This is a genomic window from Actinobacillus minor NM305, from assembly GCF_000175195.1.
Lineage (GTDB): Bacteria > Pseudomonadota > Gammaproteobacteria > Enterobacterales > Pasteurellaceae > Haemophilus_A > Haemophilus_A minor.
In genome coordinates, this window is sequence record NZ_ACQL01000087.1 from 13,462 (window position 1) to 30,879 (window position 17,418).

General features: G+C 40.4%; 15 protein-coding genes. 7 read left to right on the top strand and 8 right to left on the bottom strand.

Going from position 1 to position 17,418, the window contains the following annotated elements; translation table 11 throughout:
• The first annotated feature begins 222 nt into the window (after window positions 1–222).
• Window positions 223–1,308: a 5-methyltetrahydropteroyltriglutamate--homocysteine S-methyltransferase gene (locus tag AM305_RS05055; RefSeq protein ID WP_005823686.1), complete on the top strand. Its 1,086-nt coding sequence runs from the start codon at window positions 223–225 to the stop codon at window positions 1,306–1,308.
• A 62-nt stretch (window positions 1,309–1,370) separates the two neighbouring features.
• On the opposite strand, the gene modB is transcribed toward AM305_RS05055, so the two are convergent.
• The 8 genes from modB to AM305_RS05095 all read right to left on the bottom strand — a co-directional run bounded on the left by modB (window position 1,371) and on the right by AM305_RS05095 (window position 8,491).
• The gene (modB, locus tag AM305_RS05060) at window positions 1,371–2,066 is read right to left on the bottom strand and encodes a molybdate ABC transporter permease subunit (protein WP_035293990.1); all 696 of its coding nucleotides are present in this window, start codon (window positions 2,064–2,066) and stop codon (window positions 1,371–1,373) included.
• A 64-nt stretch (window positions 2,067–2,130) separates the two neighbouring features.
• The gene (gene modA, locus AM305_RS05065) at window positions 2,131–2,895 is read right to left on the bottom strand and encodes a molybdate ABC transporter substrate-binding protein (RefSeq protein WP_005823690.1); all 765 of its coding nucleotides are present in this window, start codon (window positions 2,893–2,895) and stop codon (window positions 2,131–2,133) included.
• 92 nt (window positions 2,896–2,987) lie between these two features.
• A complete protein-coding gene (locus tag AM305_RS05070) occupies window positions 2,988–3,749 on the bottom strand; it encodes an ABC transporter permease (RefSeq protein ID WP_005823692.1) in 762 nt (253 codons plus the stop codon).
• Between the two features lies 1 nt (window position 3,750).
• Window positions 3,751–4,659 (bottom strand): ABC transporter ATP-binding protein, encoded by a 909-nt coding sequence (locus tag AM305_RS05075; protein ID WP_005823695.1) that lies wholly within the window; start codon window positions 4,657–4,659, stop codon window positions 3,751–3,753.
• Between the two features lie 4 nt (window positions 4,660–4,663).
• Complete coding sequence (gene dnaX, locus AM305_RS05080) at window positions 4,664–6,760, bottom strand: DNA polymerase III subunit gamma/tau (RefSeq protein ID WP_005823697.1); 2,097 nt, start codon at window positions 6,758–6,760, stop codon at window positions 4,664–4,666.
• 11 nt (window positions 6,761–6,771) lie between these two features.
• The gene (gene apt / locus AM305_RS05085) at window positions 6,772–7,311 is read right to left on the bottom strand and encodes an adenine phosphoribosyltransferase (RefSeq protein ID WP_005823699.1); all 540 of its coding nucleotides are present in this window, start codon (window positions 7,309–7,311) and stop codon (window positions 6,772–6,774) included.
• Between the two features lie 132 nt (window positions 7,312–7,443).
• Complete coding sequence (locus tag AM305_RS05090) at window positions 7,444–7,779, bottom strand: TusE/DsrC/DsvC family sulfur relay protein (protein ID WP_005823700.1); 336 nt, start codon at window positions 7,777–7,779, stop codon at window positions 7,444–7,446.
• Window positions 7,780–7,825: 46 nt separating this feature from the next.
• Entirely contained in the window at window positions 7,826–8,491 is a 666-nt protein-coding gene (locus AM305_RS05095; RefSeq protein ID WP_005823702.1) for a Bax inhibitor-1 family protein, read from the bottom strand.
• Between the two features lie 165 nt (window positions 8,492–8,656).
• Here AM305_RS05095 and pgsA point away from each other — a divergent pair, with 165 nt between their 5' ends.
• From pgsA to gyrA, 6 genes are all read left to right on the top strand, one after another.
• Window positions 8,657–9,205, top strand: coding sequence for a CDP-diacylglycerol--glycerol-3-phosphate 3-phosphatidyltransferase (gene pgsA, locus AM305_RS05100; protein ID WP_005820829.1), 549 nt, complete (start codon window positions 8,657–8,659; stop codon window positions 9,203–9,205).
• 181 nt (window positions 9,206–9,386) lie between these two features.
• Window positions 9,387–11,222, top strand: a complete 1,836-nt coding sequence (gene uvrC, locus AM305_RS05105) for an excinuclease ABC subunit UvrC (RefSeq protein WP_035293992.1) — start codon at window positions 9,387–9,389, stop codon at window positions 11,220–11,222.
• A 12-nt stretch (window positions 11,223–11,234) separates the two neighbouring features.
• A complete protein-coding gene (gene menC / locus AM305_RS05110) occupies window positions 11,235–12,206 on the top strand; it encodes an o-succinylbenzoate synthase (RefSeq protein ID WP_005823706.1) in 972 nt (323 codons plus the stop codon).
• Window positions 12,207–12,490: 284 nt separating this feature from the next.
• Window positions 12,491–13,183, top strand: a complete 693-nt coding sequence (gene rsuA, locus AM305_RS05115) for a 16S rRNA pseudouridine(516) synthase RsuA (protein WP_005823707.1) — start codon at window positions 12,491–12,493, stop codon at window positions 13,181–13,183.
• Complete coding sequence (locus AM305_RS05120; protein WP_005823708.1) at window positions 13,183–14,382, top strand: Bcr/CflA family multidrug efflux MFS transporter; 1,200 nt, start codon at window positions 13,183–13,185, stop codon at window positions 14,380–14,382. Before rsuA ends, AM305_RS05120 begins: the two co-directional genes overlap by 1 nt.
• Window positions 14,383–14,565: 183 nt before the next feature.
• Complete coding sequence (gyrA, locus tag AM305_RS05125) at window positions 14,566–17,223, top strand: DNA topoisomerase (ATP-hydrolyzing) subunit A (protein WP_005823710.1); 2,658 nt, start codon at window positions 14,566–14,568, stop codon at window positions 17,221–17,223.
• Window positions 17,224–17,418: the final 195 nt, after the last annotated feature.

The window sequence follows — 17,418 nt, forward strand, 5'->3', positions numbered from 1 at the left end:
TCTAATAAATATTTATATGGATATTCTAACATAATGGATAAATCAGGCACTCAATAATCAGATATCAATACAACAAGCCTCTTGATTTGTAGGTGTATGAAATCCATTCATATTAAAAAGGAAAATAATTCAGCGGGTAAATATAGCCTTTTTATTGCCGAAGTGGAAAGATTCTCTTAGGATTAAAGACAACAAAATTAAATCAATAACAAGGAGAATAAAATGGCTAAAACATTACCTTTACACGCAGATACCGTTGGATCATATTTACGTACAGATGCTTGGAAACAGGCTCATGCAGACTATAAAGCAGGTAAAATTTCATTAGAAGCTCGTGATGAAATTGTCGAGCAAGAAGTTAAAAATCTGGTTGAAGCACAATTAGCCGCCGGAATTCAGGTGGTAACCGATGGCGAATTTCATCGCTCTTGGTGGCATATTGATTTCTTAGAAAATTTAAATGGCATTGAAGGTTATGTGCCGGAAAAAGCCTATGCGTTTAAAGGCGTAGAAGTTCGTCCTTATAATACCCGTTGTTGTGGTAAAGTTTCTTGGAATCCAAATCACCCTTTTATTGCACATTTTAAAAAGTTTAATGGGATTGTAGCCGGGCGAGCAGTGGCGAAATTTACTATTCCAAGTCCAAACCAGCTGATGTATCCAATTCAATGGGATACTGGTGTTTATGCAACACGTGAAGAATTTGCCAAAGATGTGCAACAGGCTTATAAAGAGGCAATTAAAGCGTTCTATGAAGCCGGTTGCCGTTATTTACAAATTGACGATGTTTATTGGGGATCGCTTTGCAACAATTATCAGCAACCGACCTTTGAAGCCGATAAAGCACAAGCGGTGGCAAACATTCAAGCTATTTTAGCCGATAAACCGGCAGATTTAACCATTACTACCCACGTTTGTCGTGGTAACTATAAATCTTCTTATCTTTTAAGCGGGGCTTACGATCCTATTGCCGATGGATTATTTGCTCAAACCAATTATGATGGTTATTTCCTTGAATATGATGATGAACGTTCTGGCGGTTTTGAACCCCTCAAGCATTTTGCCAATAACAAAGGGCGTGTTGTGTTAGGCTTAATCAGTTCTAAATTCCCTGAACTTGAAGATAAAGAGCAAATTAAAGCCCGAATTCTGGAAGCGGCAAAATATGTGCCATTAGAACAACTCTGCTTAAGCCCACAGTGTGGTTTTGCTTCTACCGAAGAAGGCAATATTATGACTGAAGCCCAACAATGGGCAAAAGTACGCCATGTGGAAGAAATTGCCAAAGAAATTTGGGGCGAAGATTAGTTAGAAAAGTGATAAAAAAGACCGCTTGTGGAGGGGAGAGCAGAATGACAAGCGGTCTTTTTTTAGCTGATTTTTACATATTTTTTCTGGCGTTCAGCCAACCATTCGGAAAGAAAGAGTGCCAATAGCGAAATTGCAATAGCAACAGCACAAAGACGTGCGGCGGCGAGTTCACCGTTTGGTGTTTCGATAAAGGTAAATAGTGCAGCCGGAATAGTTTGGGTTTGATTTGGTATATTGGAGACAAAGGTTATTGTTGCACCAAATTCTCCGAGTGAACGGGCAAAACCTAACACCGCACCGGCAATAATACCTGAAAATGAAAGAGGAAGATTGAGGGTAAAAAAGACCTTAATCGGTGTGGCACCTAACGTTCTGGCTGCTTGTTCCAACTTAGGATCAATAGCATCAAAGGCTAGACGGATAGAGCGAACCATTAGCGGAAATGCCATGACCATTGAGGCTAATACCGCCCCTTTCCAAGAAAAGCTAAACGAAAAGTGAAACCACTCCCATAGGTATCGCCCAATAACGCCTCGTTTTGCCATTGAGATTAGAAGCAAATACCCAATAACAACGGGAGGAAGCACCAAAGGTAAATGTACAATGCCATTGAGTAAACTTTTTCCCCAGAAATTTTTACGGGAGAGAATCCAAGCAATCCAGATTGCTAAAGGTAAGGCTAAGATAATCGCAATAGAGGCGACTTTTAAACTCAAAAAAATGGCATCAAGTTCTTGTTGTGAAAATATCATCATCAGAAAACCAAGAGCAAGCGGTCGTAAAATATTTTAAGATTACGACCGCTTGTATTTGTTGAGATTATTGAACAGGATAGAAACCCGCTGCTTCAAATTTTGCTTTAGCTTCAGGGGTTTTTAAGAAATCTAAAAATTTCTTCGCTTCGGGCTTGCTGCTTGTCGTTGCTGCTGGGTAAACCACTTCGCCATAGCTCTCTTGAGGGAATACCGCCACAATTTTTACTTTATCTGCTGAGACCTTCGCATCCGTAGAATAAACAATCCCTAGAGGTGCTTCATTGCGTTCAACAAAGGATAATGCATCTCGCACATTTTTAGCTCGAGCCAGTTTGTTTTCAACATCGCCCCATACGTTGTAGTATTCAAGCGCTTTTTTCGCATATTTACCCGCTGGAACGTGATCCGGATCGCCTACAGAAAGATAGCTGTCAGCTAATTCTTTGCTGAAATTTACAGATTGAATGTTCTCGGCTTGAATTTTGCTAGAAATAGGCGCAATAAGCACAAGATCATTTTTGACTAACATTTCAATATTTTGGGTTTTAGTTGGTTGTTTCTCTTTAACGTAGTCCATCCACTTCGTATCGGCGGAAATAAAAACATCGGCAGGTGCATCTTGTTCAATTTGTTTGGCCAAAACAGAGGAAGACGCAAAAGAGAAGGTTACCTTATCTTGAGGGTATTTTTGTTCGAAATCTTTATTGATTTCTTGCAAAACATTAGTCATAGAAGCCGCAGCGAATACGGTAATATTTTCTGCAGAAACGGTTGTTGAAAGTAAGGCAAAAGCACTTGTCAAAGCAAGTGTGGTTAATGTTTTTTTCATATTAAGTTCCTTAAAAATTGGCACGAGAGAACAACGGGTAAGATAATTCCTAATTTGGCAAAATCTCTCTCGTGCAATCCGTGGCAATGAAATTAGGAACGTAATCCTACCCCCTTCTCGATCAGTGAGAAGGCAATCCAGTATAACACAATTGTAAAACAACCCAATACGATAAATGTATAAATGACAGGGACATCACTAATCCCTAAAAAACCATAGCGAAAGCCATTGATCATATAGACAATCGGATTGAATTTAGATACCTGTTGCCAAAATTCAGGTAAGAGCGAAATCGAATAAAACACACCACCTAAATAAGTTAGGGGAGTCAGTACAAAGGTTGGAATTAACCCTACATCATCAAAAGATTTCGCAAAAATTGCATTGATTAAGCCGCCTAAAGCAAAGCTGATTGTTGTGAGTAATAAGGTAATCAGAATAATTGCCCAAGAATGAATATCAAATGACACAAAACAAAGAGCAACTAACATCACGAGAATACCAGCCAAGCCGCCACGCATTATGCTCCCAGCAACATATCCCCAAATAATATCGTGGCTAGAAAGCGGCGAAACGAGTAATTCTTCGTAGGTTTTGGTAAATTTGCCTAAAAAGAAAGAGGACGCGGTATTAACGTAAGAAGCTGTAATTGCTGTCATCATCACTAAACCGGGCGCGATAAATTGCATATAGCTGACGCCGTGCATATCGCCGATTCGCCCACCAATCAATTTCCCAAAAATCAAAAAATAGAGTGTGGTTGTAATAATTGGAGGGACGAGCGTTTGCTTCCAAATACGTAGTACTCGGCGAGATTCTTTGGTTGCAAGGGTTAAAAAGCCTGTTAAATTCATATTAGTTTGCCATTTTCATAAAAAGCTCTTCCAAGCGGTTGGATTTATTCCGCATGCTCAACACTTCAATGTTATGCCGAGCCAGCTGTTGGAAGAGATTAGTTAAACCTTGTTTACGTTTGACTTCAACTTCAATTGTATTTTCATCTAACCATTGATATTGATAATGCTCAATGACAAGCGGTTGATTTTTCTCTGAATGTTGCAAATCCAGCACAAAAGTTTCAGTTTCCAATTTAGAGAGCAGGGTTTTCATCGAAGTATTTTCAATGAGTTTTCCATTTTGAATAATGCCGATATTACGGCATAAATTTTCCGCTTCTTCCAAATAATGGGTCGTCAGAATAATGGTTGTGCCTTGTTGATTGAGTTCTCGGAGAAAATCCCAAAGCGAACGGCGAAGTTCAATATCAACCCCTGCTGTTGGTTCATCTAGTATGAGGAGTTTCGGTTGGTGCATTAATGCTCTGGCAATCATCACACGTCTTTTCATACCACCGGAAAGTTCACGGGTAAGATGATGACGTTTTTCCCACAAATCGAGCTTTTTCAGCCATTTTTCAGCATAAACTAAGGCTTCTTTTAGTGGAATACCATAGAAGCCGGCTTGTTGAGTGAGTACATCAATTACTTTCTCAAACTGGTTAAAATTAAACTCTTGAGGAACTAAGCCAATTTGTTGCTTTAATTGCACTTTTTGGTTATCTAGGTCGTAGCCAAAAACCTTGACCGTACCGCTGGTTTTATTCACTAAGGAGCTAATAATACCGATAGTCGTTGATTTCCCTGCGCCATTATGTCCGAGGAGCGCATAAAAATCGCCTTGTTCAACGATAAGATCAATGCCTTTTACTGCCTGAACACCAGTCGGGTAAGTCTTTACCAAATTTTGGATTTCTAATGCATACATAGCTTTACTTTGTTTTTGTATGTGCCTTTGGATTAGCAACGGCACGAATGGTAGATTCATCGATTTCAGCATCAAATGCTTGTCTGAGTAACATTAGCTTTTCATCTGAAAAAAGCGCATTTTTAGCATCTACGGTTAATTGTTCAAAGATAGCTCGGCGAATTTCAAGGGGCGTTTTGTTTTCAGCACTTTCGCCAAGCGTTAATTGATAAGTAAAGCCCTTTTCTAATAATGCTGTTGCAAGGCTTTGACGAGATTCCAGATTGTCTAAATGTGCCATAGCCGGTTTGAGTACTAAATGTAATTCGTTATTTTGGGTATCACTTAAATAGCTATTTAAGGCAAGCTGACGAGATAATCCGCCTAATGCTAATTCATTGACTAATTTACACCATTTATCTTGTTCACAAGAGAGTGAGATTGTTTTTTCAACCAGCTCAGGCGTTCTTTCTTGTAAGATCGCTCGTTTGATATCAGAAGGTTTGGCACTTTCGTCTTGATTTTCTAATTCGGGATTGAGCCAGGTCCAACGATAATCTTCATCGTTTGTTGGTTTAGCAGTTGCAACCGGTTTAGTGACCGTTTTTTCACGTGTTGTTTGTTGCTGTTGTGCAACCGCTAAATTCATAAAACGTTCTTGAAGATTAGCCGGTTGCTTATTCGTATTGATTGGCTTAGGGATAACTAACTCAGGCTTTTTTTTTTCTGTTTGATCGAGCTGAGCTTGCGTTTCTTGTAGCTGTTTACGAGCTTGCATTGCAACCAATGCCGCTGAAACACCTTGTGTTGGTGTTTCAGTTGAAGTTGGTGCATTCACATTTGGTGAATAAGCGGTCGCATTTTGCGATACTTTTGCAAAATGTTCATTATTTTGAACCGCTTGTGTTGACGAAGACTCTTTCGCTAAACGCTCACGTAATTGAGCAATATTATCCTGTGCAGTACGTGTCGGTTGTTGAACAATTTGTTGTGGCGCAACGCTGTTTTGAGTTTGCTGAGGTGCAACATTCAGGTTAATGGCTTCTGTACGCTTAGGGTGGAAAGCCAATGCACGCAAGAACGTCATCTCAACACCTGAACGCTGTTCAGGGGCGAGAGGAAGTTCTTTTTTACCCATCAAAATTACTTGGTAGAAGAATTGGATATCCTCCGGTGCCATTTGTTTGGCAAGAAAATGGATTGCACTCTCTTCTTGCTCGGCAGATTTGACCAATTGTAACATAGCAATTTGATGTAGCACTTCTGCAACATCATTAAGGAGTTGGTTCCAATCAACCCCTTTCTCGGCTACATTTTGGATAACTGCCATGACTTTTTCGCCATCAGCATTGGCTAGTGCCATAATTAGTTCAAGAGGCTGATGATCATCAATTAACCCAAGCATTTGGCTGACCGCAGAAAGCGTTACATTGGCATTAGTAACCGCAATAGCTTGATCCGTTAAACTTAATGAATCCCGAATACTGCCTTCAGCCGCTTTCGCTAATTTTTCGATAGCCGCAGTTTCATAGGGAATTTGCTCTGCTTTTAAAATGAATTCTAAATGATGAGCAATTTGCGTTTGATCGAGCGCACGCAAATGAAATTGCATACAGCGAGAGAGGATTGTAATCGGTAATTTTTGTGGGTCAGTGGTTGCCAGCAAAAACTTGACGTATTCAGGAGGTTCTTCAAGGGTTTTTAATAACGCATTGAAGCTATGACGAGAGAGCATATGCACTTCGTCAATCAGGTAAACCTTAAAGCGTCCAACTGTAGGTTTGTATTGAACGTTATCCAATAATTCACGGGTATCTTCAACTTTGGTACGTGAAGCCGCATCAATCTCAATCAGATCAATAAAACGCCCTTCTTCAATGGCTTTACAGTTAGCACATTCTCCGCAAGGCGTAGCCGTAATACCGGTTTCGCAGTTTAGCCCTTTGGCAAATAAACGGGCAATAGAGGTTTTACCAACACCACGAGTACCTGAAAAAAGATAGGCGTGATGAAGTCTGCCTTCTCGTAAACCATTTTCGAGGGCAGATAAAACGTGTTGCTGTCCAACAACTTCAGAAAAACGTTGTGGGCGCCATTTACGGGCTAAAACTTGATAACTCATATTTGGGGAAATTAATGACCTTCAAAGCTCACAAGTGTGAAAGATTTGATGCCTTCTTGCTCTAAGCGTTCTTTACCGCCTAAATCAGGTAACCAAATCACGAAAGCAGCGTGTTCTACTTTACCACCTAAACGGCGAATGAGTTTTGCAGTGGCATCAATAGTGCCGCCGGTTGCTAATAAGTCATCAATCATTAACACATTATCTTGTGTATTGATTGAGTCGGTGTGAATTTCTAATGTATCTTCGCCATATTCTAAAGCGTAAGATTGCGAAATCACTTCACGAGGGAGTTTTTTCGGCTTACGAACCAATACAAAAGGCACACCTAACGCTAAAGCCACTGGCGCACCAAAAATAAAGCCACGAGATTCTGTGCCAACAATTTTGGTAATTCCTTTATCTTTAAATTCTGCCACAATCGCATCAATGGTCGCTTGGAATGCTGCAGGTACTTCAAGTAATGAAGTGATATCACGGAAAATAATGCCTTCTTTTGGATAGTTAGGAATAGATTTGATAGACGATTTAATTAAATCTAATTGGTTCATTTTTTAGCCTTTTATAAAAAACAAAATAACTTAAAGAATTTAGACAAAAATGATCAAAAAAACAAGGAATATCGTTGATAAATTCAAAAAAATAACCGCTTCATCTCCAAGCGGTCATTTTTTCAACGTGATTTACAAACATTTAGCCGGTTTGGGTAATCCAGCAATTTTCGTAGCTTGTTTAGCCGGTCCATCAGGAAACAGTCGTTGTAAGTAACGGCTATTGCCTTTTTCTTCGCCAAATCTTTGCGACATTGCTTTAACCAGCATTCGAATTGCCGGCGAAGTTTTGTACTCTTGATAGAAATCTCGGACTAACCAGATAATTTCCCAATGTTCTTCTGTTAATTGAATTTGCTCTTTTTCGGCAATTTTTTCAGCTAATTCAACTGACCAGTCATCAAGATTTTTAAGATAACCGCTTTCATCCGTTGGGTAGCTATTTTGGTTTAATTCAATGGTATGCATAAAATAAAAAGTGCCACAGCAAGTGGCACTCCCAAAAATTTAAGAATTAGTCGTCACTACCTAATACACCAAAGATTTGTAAGAAGCTTACAAAGAGGTTGTAGATAGATACGTATAAGTCTACAGTTGCACGAATATAGTTAGTTTCGCCACCGTGAATAATATTGCTGGTTGCCAATAGAATTGCACCACTTGAGAAGATAACAAATAATGCGCTCATCGCTAAACTTAGCGCTGGCATTGCAAGGAAGATATTAGCGATAATACCAACTAAAAGCACAACAAATAATGCCATCATCATACCACCTAAAAAAGACATATCTTTTTTCGTGGTTAATACATAAGCTGAGCAAGCAAAGAATACTAATGCGGTTGCACCTAATGCAAGTGCTACGGCATCGCCTAAGCCAGCACCTAAATAACGATTTAAAATAGGACCAAGGGTGTAGCCTAAGAAACCTGTTAAAGCAAATACGCTTAAAATACCAGCACCGCTATTTGCTGTTGCATTAGTTAAAAATAATAAGCCATAAAAACCCACTAATAATCCCCACCAAGGTAGTGCTGGTGCATTCATTGTCATTGCAATAAAAGCTACTACAGCAGAGAAAGTGAGAGTCATACCTAATAGAAGATAGGTGTTACGCAACACTTTATGTGTGCTAATTAAAGATTCACGACGAGCATAGCCCTGTGTTAAACGATTTTCCATATATTCTCCTAAGAAACGGAAAGTCAAAAATTCATTTGCTATTTATGGGCGAAAAACCATAAATCAAGTGCAAAATTATCTGTAATTTCACGTAAAGTCAATCGAAAAATCAGTTCAAAATGTGATAAACTCTTCTCATAAATTTTCTTTCTGCAAGCCACAACAATGAAACTGAATTTTCCAACTTATTTAACTTTATTTCGGGTCGCTCTGATTCCGCTTTTTGTCGTTGCATTTTATCTGCCAACCCCTTATGCACCAGAAATCTCGACTCTGATTTTTTTTATTGCTTCTATTACCGATTTATTTGATGGCTATTTAGCCCGTAAGTGGAATCAAACCACAAGATTGGGCGCATTTTTAGATCCGGTTGCCGATAAAGTACTTGTTGCAGCAGCTTTTGTTTGCGTGGTCGAGTATTACCACACGTGGTGGATTACCATTCCGGTAAGCATTATGATCGGGCGAGAAATTATTATTTCAGCATTAAGAGAGTGGATGGCTGAAATTGGTGAAAGAGCGAGCGTTGCCGTTTCTATTTGGGGGAAAGTGAAAACAACAGCTCAAATGTTGGCATTAGGCGGTATGCTATGGCGACAAAGTGAATTTATGGAAATTCTTGCATTTATCTTACTTTACATCGCAGCTATTTTAACCATTTGGTCGATGTTGCAATATCTACAGGCCTCAAAAGGCAGTTTATTAAAATCCTAATAATTCGATATTATGTAGTTGCACAAAAGCCAATTTTAAGAAAATTTGTGTAGGGGGGGGGATCCTCGCCCGAATATTGGTTTTACGGGTGGGGATAAACCCCACCCCTACGAACAAAATTGAATGTTTGTATAAGTATTACATAATGTTGCAAAAATTCTTAATATCTCCCTACAACCCTATGTCAAAATTCGATTCCAAACAATTCCTTGCGGATACACCACATAACCCCGGTGTTTATCGTATGTATGACGATAAAGGCACGATTATCTATGTCGGCAAAGCAAAAGATTTAAAAAAACGTCTGTCGAGCTATTTTCGTAGCACTCTTGCCAGCCGAAAAACTGAAGCCTTGGTATCGCAAATTGCTCATATTGATACCACCATTACCCATTCGGAAACCGAAGCCTTACTGTTGGAACACAATTACATTAAGGAAAATCAGCCGAAATATAATGTGTTGCTACGTGATGATAAATCTTACCCTTATATTTTGCTCACCAAACACCAGCATCCACGTTTAGCCAGCTTTCGGGGAAGCAAAAAAATTGCAGGGGAATATTTTGGGCCTTACCCAAATGCAGGGGCGGTGCGGGAAACCTTAAATCTGCTACAAAAACTGTTTCCGATCCGCCAGTGTGAAGACAGCTACTACAAAAACCGTTCTCGCCCTTGTTTACAATATCAAATCGGGCGTTGCCTTGCCCCTTGCGTGGAAGGCATTTATTCCCAACGAGAGTACGATCAACAGGTGGAGTATGTTCGCTTGTTTTTACAAGGCAAAGATCAGCAAGTGATCGAACATTTGATTAGCAAAATGGAAAAAGCAGCGGAAGATCTGGATTTTGAAGCTGCCGCTCGTTTTCGAGATCAAATTCAGCAGGTGCGAGCGGTCACTGAAAAGCAATTTGTATCGAATGAACGTCTAGACGATCTCGATATTATTTCGATTGCCTATCAACACGGTATCGCTTGCGTGCATATTCTGTTTGTGCGACAAGGGAAAGTGTTGGGTAGCCGAAGCTATTTCCCAAAAGTGCCGAACCATACCGAACTCGCTGAATTGAGCGACACTTTTATCGGGCAATTCTATTTGCAGATGAACCAACATCGCACCATTCCACATCAAATTATTATCGATCACCCCGTGAGCGAAGTGGAAGCCTTAGAAAAGGTGTTATCGGAACAAGCAGGACATAAAGTGAGTATTACCGACAAGGTGCGAGGCGAAAAAAGCCGTTACCTTGCGCTTGCTAAAACCAACGCAATGGCGGCACTGACTTTGCAACTCAAGCAAGATGCTCGTATCCAAACCCGTTATGAAGCCTTGCAAGCGGTGCTTTCTTTGCCAAAAATTGCAAGAATGGAATGTTTCGACATCAGTCATACGATGGGCGAACAAACGGTCGCTTCTTGCGTAGTGTTTGATGAAAATGGCCCGTTAAAATCCGACTATCGCCGTTTTAACATTGAAGGTATTACAGGGGGCGATGATTATGCCGCAATGGAACAAGCTCTGCTCAAACGTTACGATAAACCGCTACCGCCTGAAAAAATCCCCGATATTATCTTTATTGACGGCGGAAAAGGACAGTTAAACCGAGCCTTAGAAACCTTTGCCAATCTCAAAGTGGAATGGGATAAATCCAAACCATTACTTATCGGCGTAGCAAAAGGCGTAGAACGCAAGGCAGGGCTAGAAACCTTGCTGATCAGCAAATGGGACAAGGAAATCCACTTACCCCCCGACAGCCCTGCGTTACATTTAATTCAGCACATCCGTGATGAATCCCATAACCACGCCATTAGCGGACACCGCAAAAAACGGCAAAAAGCCTTTACCGAAAGCGGTTTAGAGTCAATCGCCGGAGTTGGGGCTAAACGTCGCCAAGCTTTACTGAAATATCTTGGTGGTATGCAAGGGGTAAAAGCCGCGACTTTAGAAGAAATCCAGTCTGTACCTGGGATTTCAGCTTCCCTTGCGGAAACGATTTTTGATACCTTACATCATAGTTAGCGGTCATTTTCAATGCAAAGCATAGATAAAATTAAGCTCTATCGTTATCGAATTCCTTGTCAAACCGGTGTTGTGTTGCGAAAACAGCCATTAGTTGAGCGACAAGGTTTTATCATTCAACTGGAACGTTCGGGAAAAATGGGATTTGGCGAAATTGCGCCTTTACCGACCTTTAGCACCGAAACGCTAGAAATGGCAGAGCAGCAGTTAAAACGCTGGTGTCAAAGTCCTACGCAAAATGTGGAAGAGCTATATCCTTCGGTAGCATTCGGATTGAGCTGTGCTTTAGCAGAATTAGAGGGAAGTTTAGACGAAGAGGGGGCATTTGAATCCGCCTTGCTATGTGATGGAAATATGGCAGCATTTAAGGAAAAACTTGCGCAAACAGGCTCATCTCTGGCTAAAATCAAGATTGGTTTTGATGCTAAGCAAGAAGGGCTATTGGCAAATAGATTATTAACTGAATTTCCTCAATTACAGCTACGCTTAGATGCTAATCGAGCTTGGCAACAGGATCAAGCGGTCGAATTTGCACAACAAATTGCAAAATCATTGCGTTTCCGCATTCAATTTATTGAAGAGCCTTGCCAAACGCCTAGCTTGTCTCGTCAGTTTGCACAACTTACAGGGATTGCGATTGCTTGGGACGAAACGGTAAGAGAGGCTGATTTTTGTGTTAAAAAAGAACCTTATTTAAATGCGATTGTCATTAAACCTACCTTAGTGGGCTCTTTGGCTAAATGTATTGATCTCATTCAACAAGCACATCAGCAAGGTTTGCAAGTAGTCATTAGCTCAAGTATCGAATCCAGTCTAGGATTAAGTCAATTAGCTCGTATTGCCAAACAGTATACCCCTGAAAGCGTTGCCGGCTTGGATACCTTGCATTTAATGAAGGTACAATTAGTAAGGGGGTGGAACGGATCATCGTTACCGTTAGCTGATCTGCAAAGCGAATTTATTGAACCGATACAATTTGCATAAAAATCAGATATTATGTTGCAGCTGCTCGAAATTTTATTTAATTTCTCCCCCTCCGTTTACGGAGGGGGGATAGGGGGGAGGGAAAATACTTTAACTTTACTCATTATATATTATTTCCCCTCCCTCAGCCTTCGGCAGCTCCCTCCGTAAACGGAGGGAGCGAAGGTCTTTGAGCTAAATGATTCTTTGTTCAACTGTTACAGAATGCCGTAAAACCAAGAAAAAACGACCGCTTGTAAAGTGAAAAGCGTATAATGATACAAGACGATAAGAGGAAAAATAAAATGAGATTAGATAAATTTATTGCAGAAAATACGGGACTTACGCGTTCACAAGCTGCAAAAGCATTGAAAAGCGGTTTAGTGACCGTAAATCAAAAGGTTGAAAAAAGTGGTTCAGTAAAAATTTCTGCTCAGGATGAAATTCGCTATGATGGCGAATTATTGGAATGGATGGACGAAGGGCAGTATTTTATGTTGTATAAACCGCAAGGCTATGTTTGCTCTCACGATGATGGCGAATATCCAACGGTGTTCCAATTTTTTGACTATCCATTAATGACTAAATTACATACAGCTGGGCGTTTGGATGTAGATACTACGGGGCTTGTTCTTTTAACCGATGACGGTAAATGGTCTCATCGTATTACCTCGCCGAAACACCATTGTGAAAAAACATATTTAGTGACATTAGCTGATCCGGTTGAGGATTTTTATGCTCAACGATTTGAAGAAGGCATTTTATTACGAGGCGAACGAGAGCCTTGTTTACCGGCAAAAATGGAAGTACTAGATGACTATAATGTAAATTTAACCATAAGTGAAGGACGATATCATCAGGTTAAACGGATGTTTGCGGCATTGGGAAATAAAGTTGAAGCCTTACATCGTTGGCGCATTGGTGATGTTGTATTAGATGAAAATTTACAAGAAGGGGAGTTTCGCCCTTTAACGGAAGATGAAATGGGGAGTTTTTAATGACTGAAAGAAAACCACATCCGTGCTTTTTTATTATTCTCGGGATGATGGCTATGTTGCCGCCTTTGGCTATTGATATGTATTTACCTTCATTCCTTGATATCGCACGGGATCTTAATGTTTCTCAAGAAAAAGTGCAAACTACGCTCGCTGTTTTTACCTTTGGCTTTGCGACAGGACAATTGTTTTGGGGTCCAATAGCAGATAGTTTTGGGCGAAAACCGATTATTTTAATTGGTTTGATGGGGGCTGCTGTGGCAGCTTATTTCCTCACTCACGTAGATAATATTGAAACCTTTTATGTTTTAAGATTGATCCAGGGCTTGTGTGGCGCTGCGCCTGCTGTCGTATTAGGGGCTTTAGTTAGAGATTTATTTGAGCGTAACCGATTTGCACAAATGATGTCAGTTATTATGATTATCTCGATGTTAGCGCCCTTATTAGCTCCGATTATGGGGGGCTATATTGCCAAATACTTTCATTGGCATTCCATTTTTTACACTCTCGTGGCAATGGGCGTTGTTTGTGTCGTTCTCGTTTCGTGGAAAATCCCGGAAACCTTATCTACGGAAAAACGCCAACCATTAAAATTCGGGCAAGTATTAAAGAACTTTGCTTCTTTACTATCACATAAAGCGACTTTAGGTTATGTGTTAGTCGGTGGTTTAACGTTTGCTGGAATGTTTTGTTTCTTAACATCCGGCTCGTTAGTCTATATCGGTATTTATGGTGTGTCGCAAGAATATTTTGGCTATTTCTTTATGCTGAATATGATCGTAATGCTTTCTATGACGGTATTAAATGGTCGGTTAGTAACCAAACTAGGGTCAGAGAAAATGCTGCGTATTGGTTTAACCATGATGTTATTGGCAGGTATTTGGCTTGCGATCGTTGCAACCTTTAGATTAGGATTCTGGGCAATGGTTGTCGGGGTGCCGTTTTATGTAGGTATGCTTTCAACGATTGGTAGTAATGCGACCGCAGCGGTGCTGGATCGTTATCCTCAAATGGCAGGAACGGCAAATGCTGTTGCAGGCGTGGCTCGTTTTGGGATTGGTTCATTAGTGGGAGCATTGCTTTCACAAATTGCTGTGACAAGTGAAAAGCCTATGCTTTATGCGATGGCAATGTGTGTAACATCAGCTGCAGTGATTTATTATTTTTGTTGTTATCGTTCGACAAATATTCAAAAAGCATAAAATGATGTAGAAAATAAGCGGTTTCTTTTCCTTTTTAGGTGATTAAACCGCTTTTCTTTTTAAAGAATATTCTGCTTTCTCTGTGCTTCTTTCCCCTTTTTCTCCCTTTTTATGCTATAATCTTGCACAATTTTGCCTTGCTAGTAAGGCTTTCTTTTTAATAAATGAGATTAGGAAATTTCAATGAGCGAATTAGCCAAAGATATTACTCCCGTCAGTATTGAAGACGAACTGAAAACGTCTTATCTCGACTATGCGATGTCTGTTATTGTCGGACGTGCGCTTCCCGATGTGCGTGATGGTTTAAAACCTGTACATCGTCGCGTGCTGTTTTCTATGGATCAAAACAGCAATACATTTAACCGCCCTCACGTTAAATCTGCTCGTGTTGTGGGTGATGTTATCGGTAAATACCACCCTCACGGCGATTCAGCAGTATATGACACCATTGTACGTATGGCGCAGCCATTTTCGCTTCGTTATATGTTAGTGGACGGGCAGGGTAACTTTGGTTCGATTGATGGTGATGCTCCGGCGGCAATGCGTTATACCGAAGTACGTATGCAAAAAATTACTCAGGAATTATTAACGGATTTAGATAAAGAAACCGTGGATTACTCGCCAAACTATGATGGCAAGGAGATGATTCCTGATGTTCTTCCAACCAAAATTCCGGCATTGCTTGTAAATGGTTCATCAGGTATTGCGGTTGGTATGGCTACCAATATTCCGCCTCATAACTTAAATGAAGTATTAGATGGCTGTTTGGCGTACATTGAAGATGAGCAAATTTCAATTGAAGAGCTAATGCGTCATATCCCTGGTCCTGATTTCCCTACAGGGGCGATTATCAATGGACGTAAAGGGATTGAAGAAGCTTATCGCACGGGGCGAGGTAAAGTTTATGTTCGTGCGAAAGCAAGTGTAGAAACGACTGATAAAGGTCGTGAGCAAATCGTTGTGACTGAATTGCCTTACCAAGTTAATAAAGCAAAATTAATCGAAAAAATTGCGGAATTGGTAAAAGACAAGAAAATCGAAGGTATCAGTAAAATTGATGATTATTCGGATAAAAAAGGTATCTCGATTGTTATTGAAGTGAAACGTGATGCAGTAGCCGAAGTGGTACTTAATCATCTTTATTCACTTACCCAAATGCAGGTAACTTTTGGTATCAATATGGTGGCATTAGACAATGGTCAGCCAAAAGTATTGAACCTCAAGCAGATTATAGAAGCCTTCGTGAAACACCGCCGTGAAGTAGTAACACGCCGTACCATTTTTGAGTTACGCAAAGCGCGTGAGCGTGCACATATTTTAGAAGGTTTAGCGATTGCATTAGCTAATATCGATCCTGTGATTGAATTAATTCGTGCATCTAAAACGGCAGATGAAGCTCGTGAAGGTTTATTAGCTCGTGCGTGGGAGCTCGGTAACGTTGCTCCAATGCTAGAAGCCGCAGGCGTTGATGCATCTCGTCCTGAAGATTTACCGGAAGAATTAGGTGTACGTGATGGAAAATACTTCTTATCTGAAGCACAAGCTCGAGCCATTTTAGAATTACGTTTACACCGTTTAACCGGTTTAGAACACGAAAAAATCGTAGATGAATACAAAGCGTTATTGGTGGAAATCGGAGAATTATTGCACATTTTAACTAGCCCGGAACGCTTAATGGAAGTTATCCGTGAAGAGTTAGAGCGCGTGAAATCCGAATTTGGCGATGAGCGCCGTACAGAAATCACGGCAGCATCGGGCGACATCAATATCGAAGATTTAATTGCGCAAGAAGATGTTGTAGTAACACTTTCTCACGCCGGATATGTGAAATATCAACCGTTATCAGACTACGAAGCTCAACGCCGTGGCGGTAAAGGTAAATCGGCAACGAAGATGAAAGAAGATGATTTCATTGAGAAATTATTAGTGGCAAATACGCACGATACTATTCTTTGTTTCTCAAGCCGTGGTCGTTTATATCAATTAAAAGTATATCAATTACCACAAGCAAGCCGTGGTGCACGTGGTACGCCAATCGTGAACATTTTACCGCTTGTTAAAGAGGAAAATGAACGTATTACAGCAATTCTTCCGGTTCCAAATGGTGAATTTAGTGCAGATAAATTCATCTTTATGGCAACAGCAAGCGGCACGGTGAAAAAAGTTTCATTAGATGCGTTTAGTAACGTTCGTTCAAGCGGTCTAATTGCGTTAAAACTTCGCGAAGGCGATGAGTTGATTGGTGTAGATATTACCAACGGAGAGAGCGAGATTATGCTCTTCTCTGCACAAGGTCGAGTTGTTCGTTTTGCCGAAACACAAGTCCGTGGTATGGGACGTGTTGCGACAGGGGTTCGTGGTATTAAACTGGCAACAACAGAAATTTCAGATGAAGTTGAAGATGTTGAAATTGAGACCGTTGAAAACGAAGACACAGAAGAAACATCAAGTGTGAATTTAACGACTGATAAAGTGGTTTCTTTAGTTATTCCACATACGCAAGGCGAAATTTTAACGGTAACGCAAAATGGTTACGGAAAACGTACGGCATTAAGTGAATACCCTGTAAAATCACGTGCAACAAAAGGGGTTGTCTCGATCAAAGTGAATGAGCGTAATGGTAAAGTAGTTGCTGCTGTTCAAGTTGAAGAAAATGACCAAATTATGTTGATTACCGATGCCGGCACGTTAGTCCGCACCCGTGTAAATGAAGTGAGCTTAGTCGGACGTAACACACAAGGCGTTCGTATTATCCGCACTGCTGATGATGAACACGTTGTGAGTTTAGAGCGCATCTGCGATGTGGATGAAGAAGAGGACTTCGAAGAATCCGAAGCGTAAATTATTATAGGGCAAATCACATTTGCCCATTAAATTCATTCACCGTTTACTTGGGGCTAATATAATTAGCCCCTACAAAAACAAATTCCAAACGTTGTGCCATTTCTACATAATCCCTTCATTTTTTGCAAATTGTTTTATAAAAATAACCGCTTCCTTTTTCTTCAATTTGCTTCGCAAACGTTTGCGTAAAAT

Coding starts and splice junctions, on each gene's coding strand:
- gyrA (WP_005823710.1), top strand. CDS start 14,566: ATGAGCGAATTAGCCAAAGATATTACTCCCGTCAGTATTGAAGACGAA.
- modB (WP_035293990.1), bottom strand. CDS start 2,066: ATGATGATATTTTCACAACAAGAACTTGATGCCATTTTTTTGAGTTTA.
- AM305_RS05070 (WP_005823692.1), bottom strand. CDS start 3,749: ATGAATTTAACAGGCTTTTTAACCCTTGCAACCAAAGAATCTCGCCGA.
- AM305_RS05090 (WP_005823700.1), bottom strand. CDS start 7,779: ATGCATACCATTGAATTAAACCAAAATAGCTACCCAACGGATGAAAGC.
- menC (WP_005823706.1), top strand. CDS start 11,235: ATGCAAAGCATAGATAAAATTAAGCTCTATCGTTATCGAATTCCTTGT.
- dnaX (WP_005823697.1), bottom strand. CDS start 6,760: ATGAGTTATCAAGTTTTAGCCCGTAAATGGCGCCCACAACGTTTTTCT.
- AM305_RS05120 (WP_005823708.1), top strand. CDS start 13,183: ATGACTGAAAGAAAACCACATCCGTGCTTTTTTATTATTCTCGGGATG.
- pgsA (WP_005820829.1), top strand. CDS start 8,657: ATGAAACTGAATTTTCCAACTTATTTAACTTTATTTCGGGTCGCTCTG.
- AM305_RS05075 (WP_005823695.1), bottom strand. CDS start 4,659: ATGTATGCATTAGAAATCCAAAATTTGGTAAAGACTTACCCGACTGGT.
- uvrC (WP_035293992.1), top strand. CDS start 9,387: ATGTCAAAATTCGATTCCAAACAATTCCTTGCGGATACACCACATAAC.
- rsuA (WP_005823707.1), top strand. CDS start 12,491: ATGAGATTAGATAAATTTATTGCAGAAAATACGGGACTTACGCGTTCA.
- apt (WP_005823699.1), bottom strand. CDS start 7,311: ATGAACCAATTAGATTTAATTAAATCGTCTATCAAATCTATTCCTAAC.
- modA (WP_005823690.1), bottom strand. CDS start 2,895: ATGAAAAAAACATTAACCACACTTGCTTTGACAAGTGCTTTTGCCTTA.
- AM305_RS05055 (WP_005823686.1), top strand. CDS start 223: ATGGCTAAAACATTACCTTTACACGCAGATACCGTTGGATCATATTTA.
- AM305_RS05095 (WP_005823702.1), bottom strand. CDS start 8,491: ATGGAAAATCGTTTAACACAGGGCTATGCTCGTCGTGAATCTTTAATT.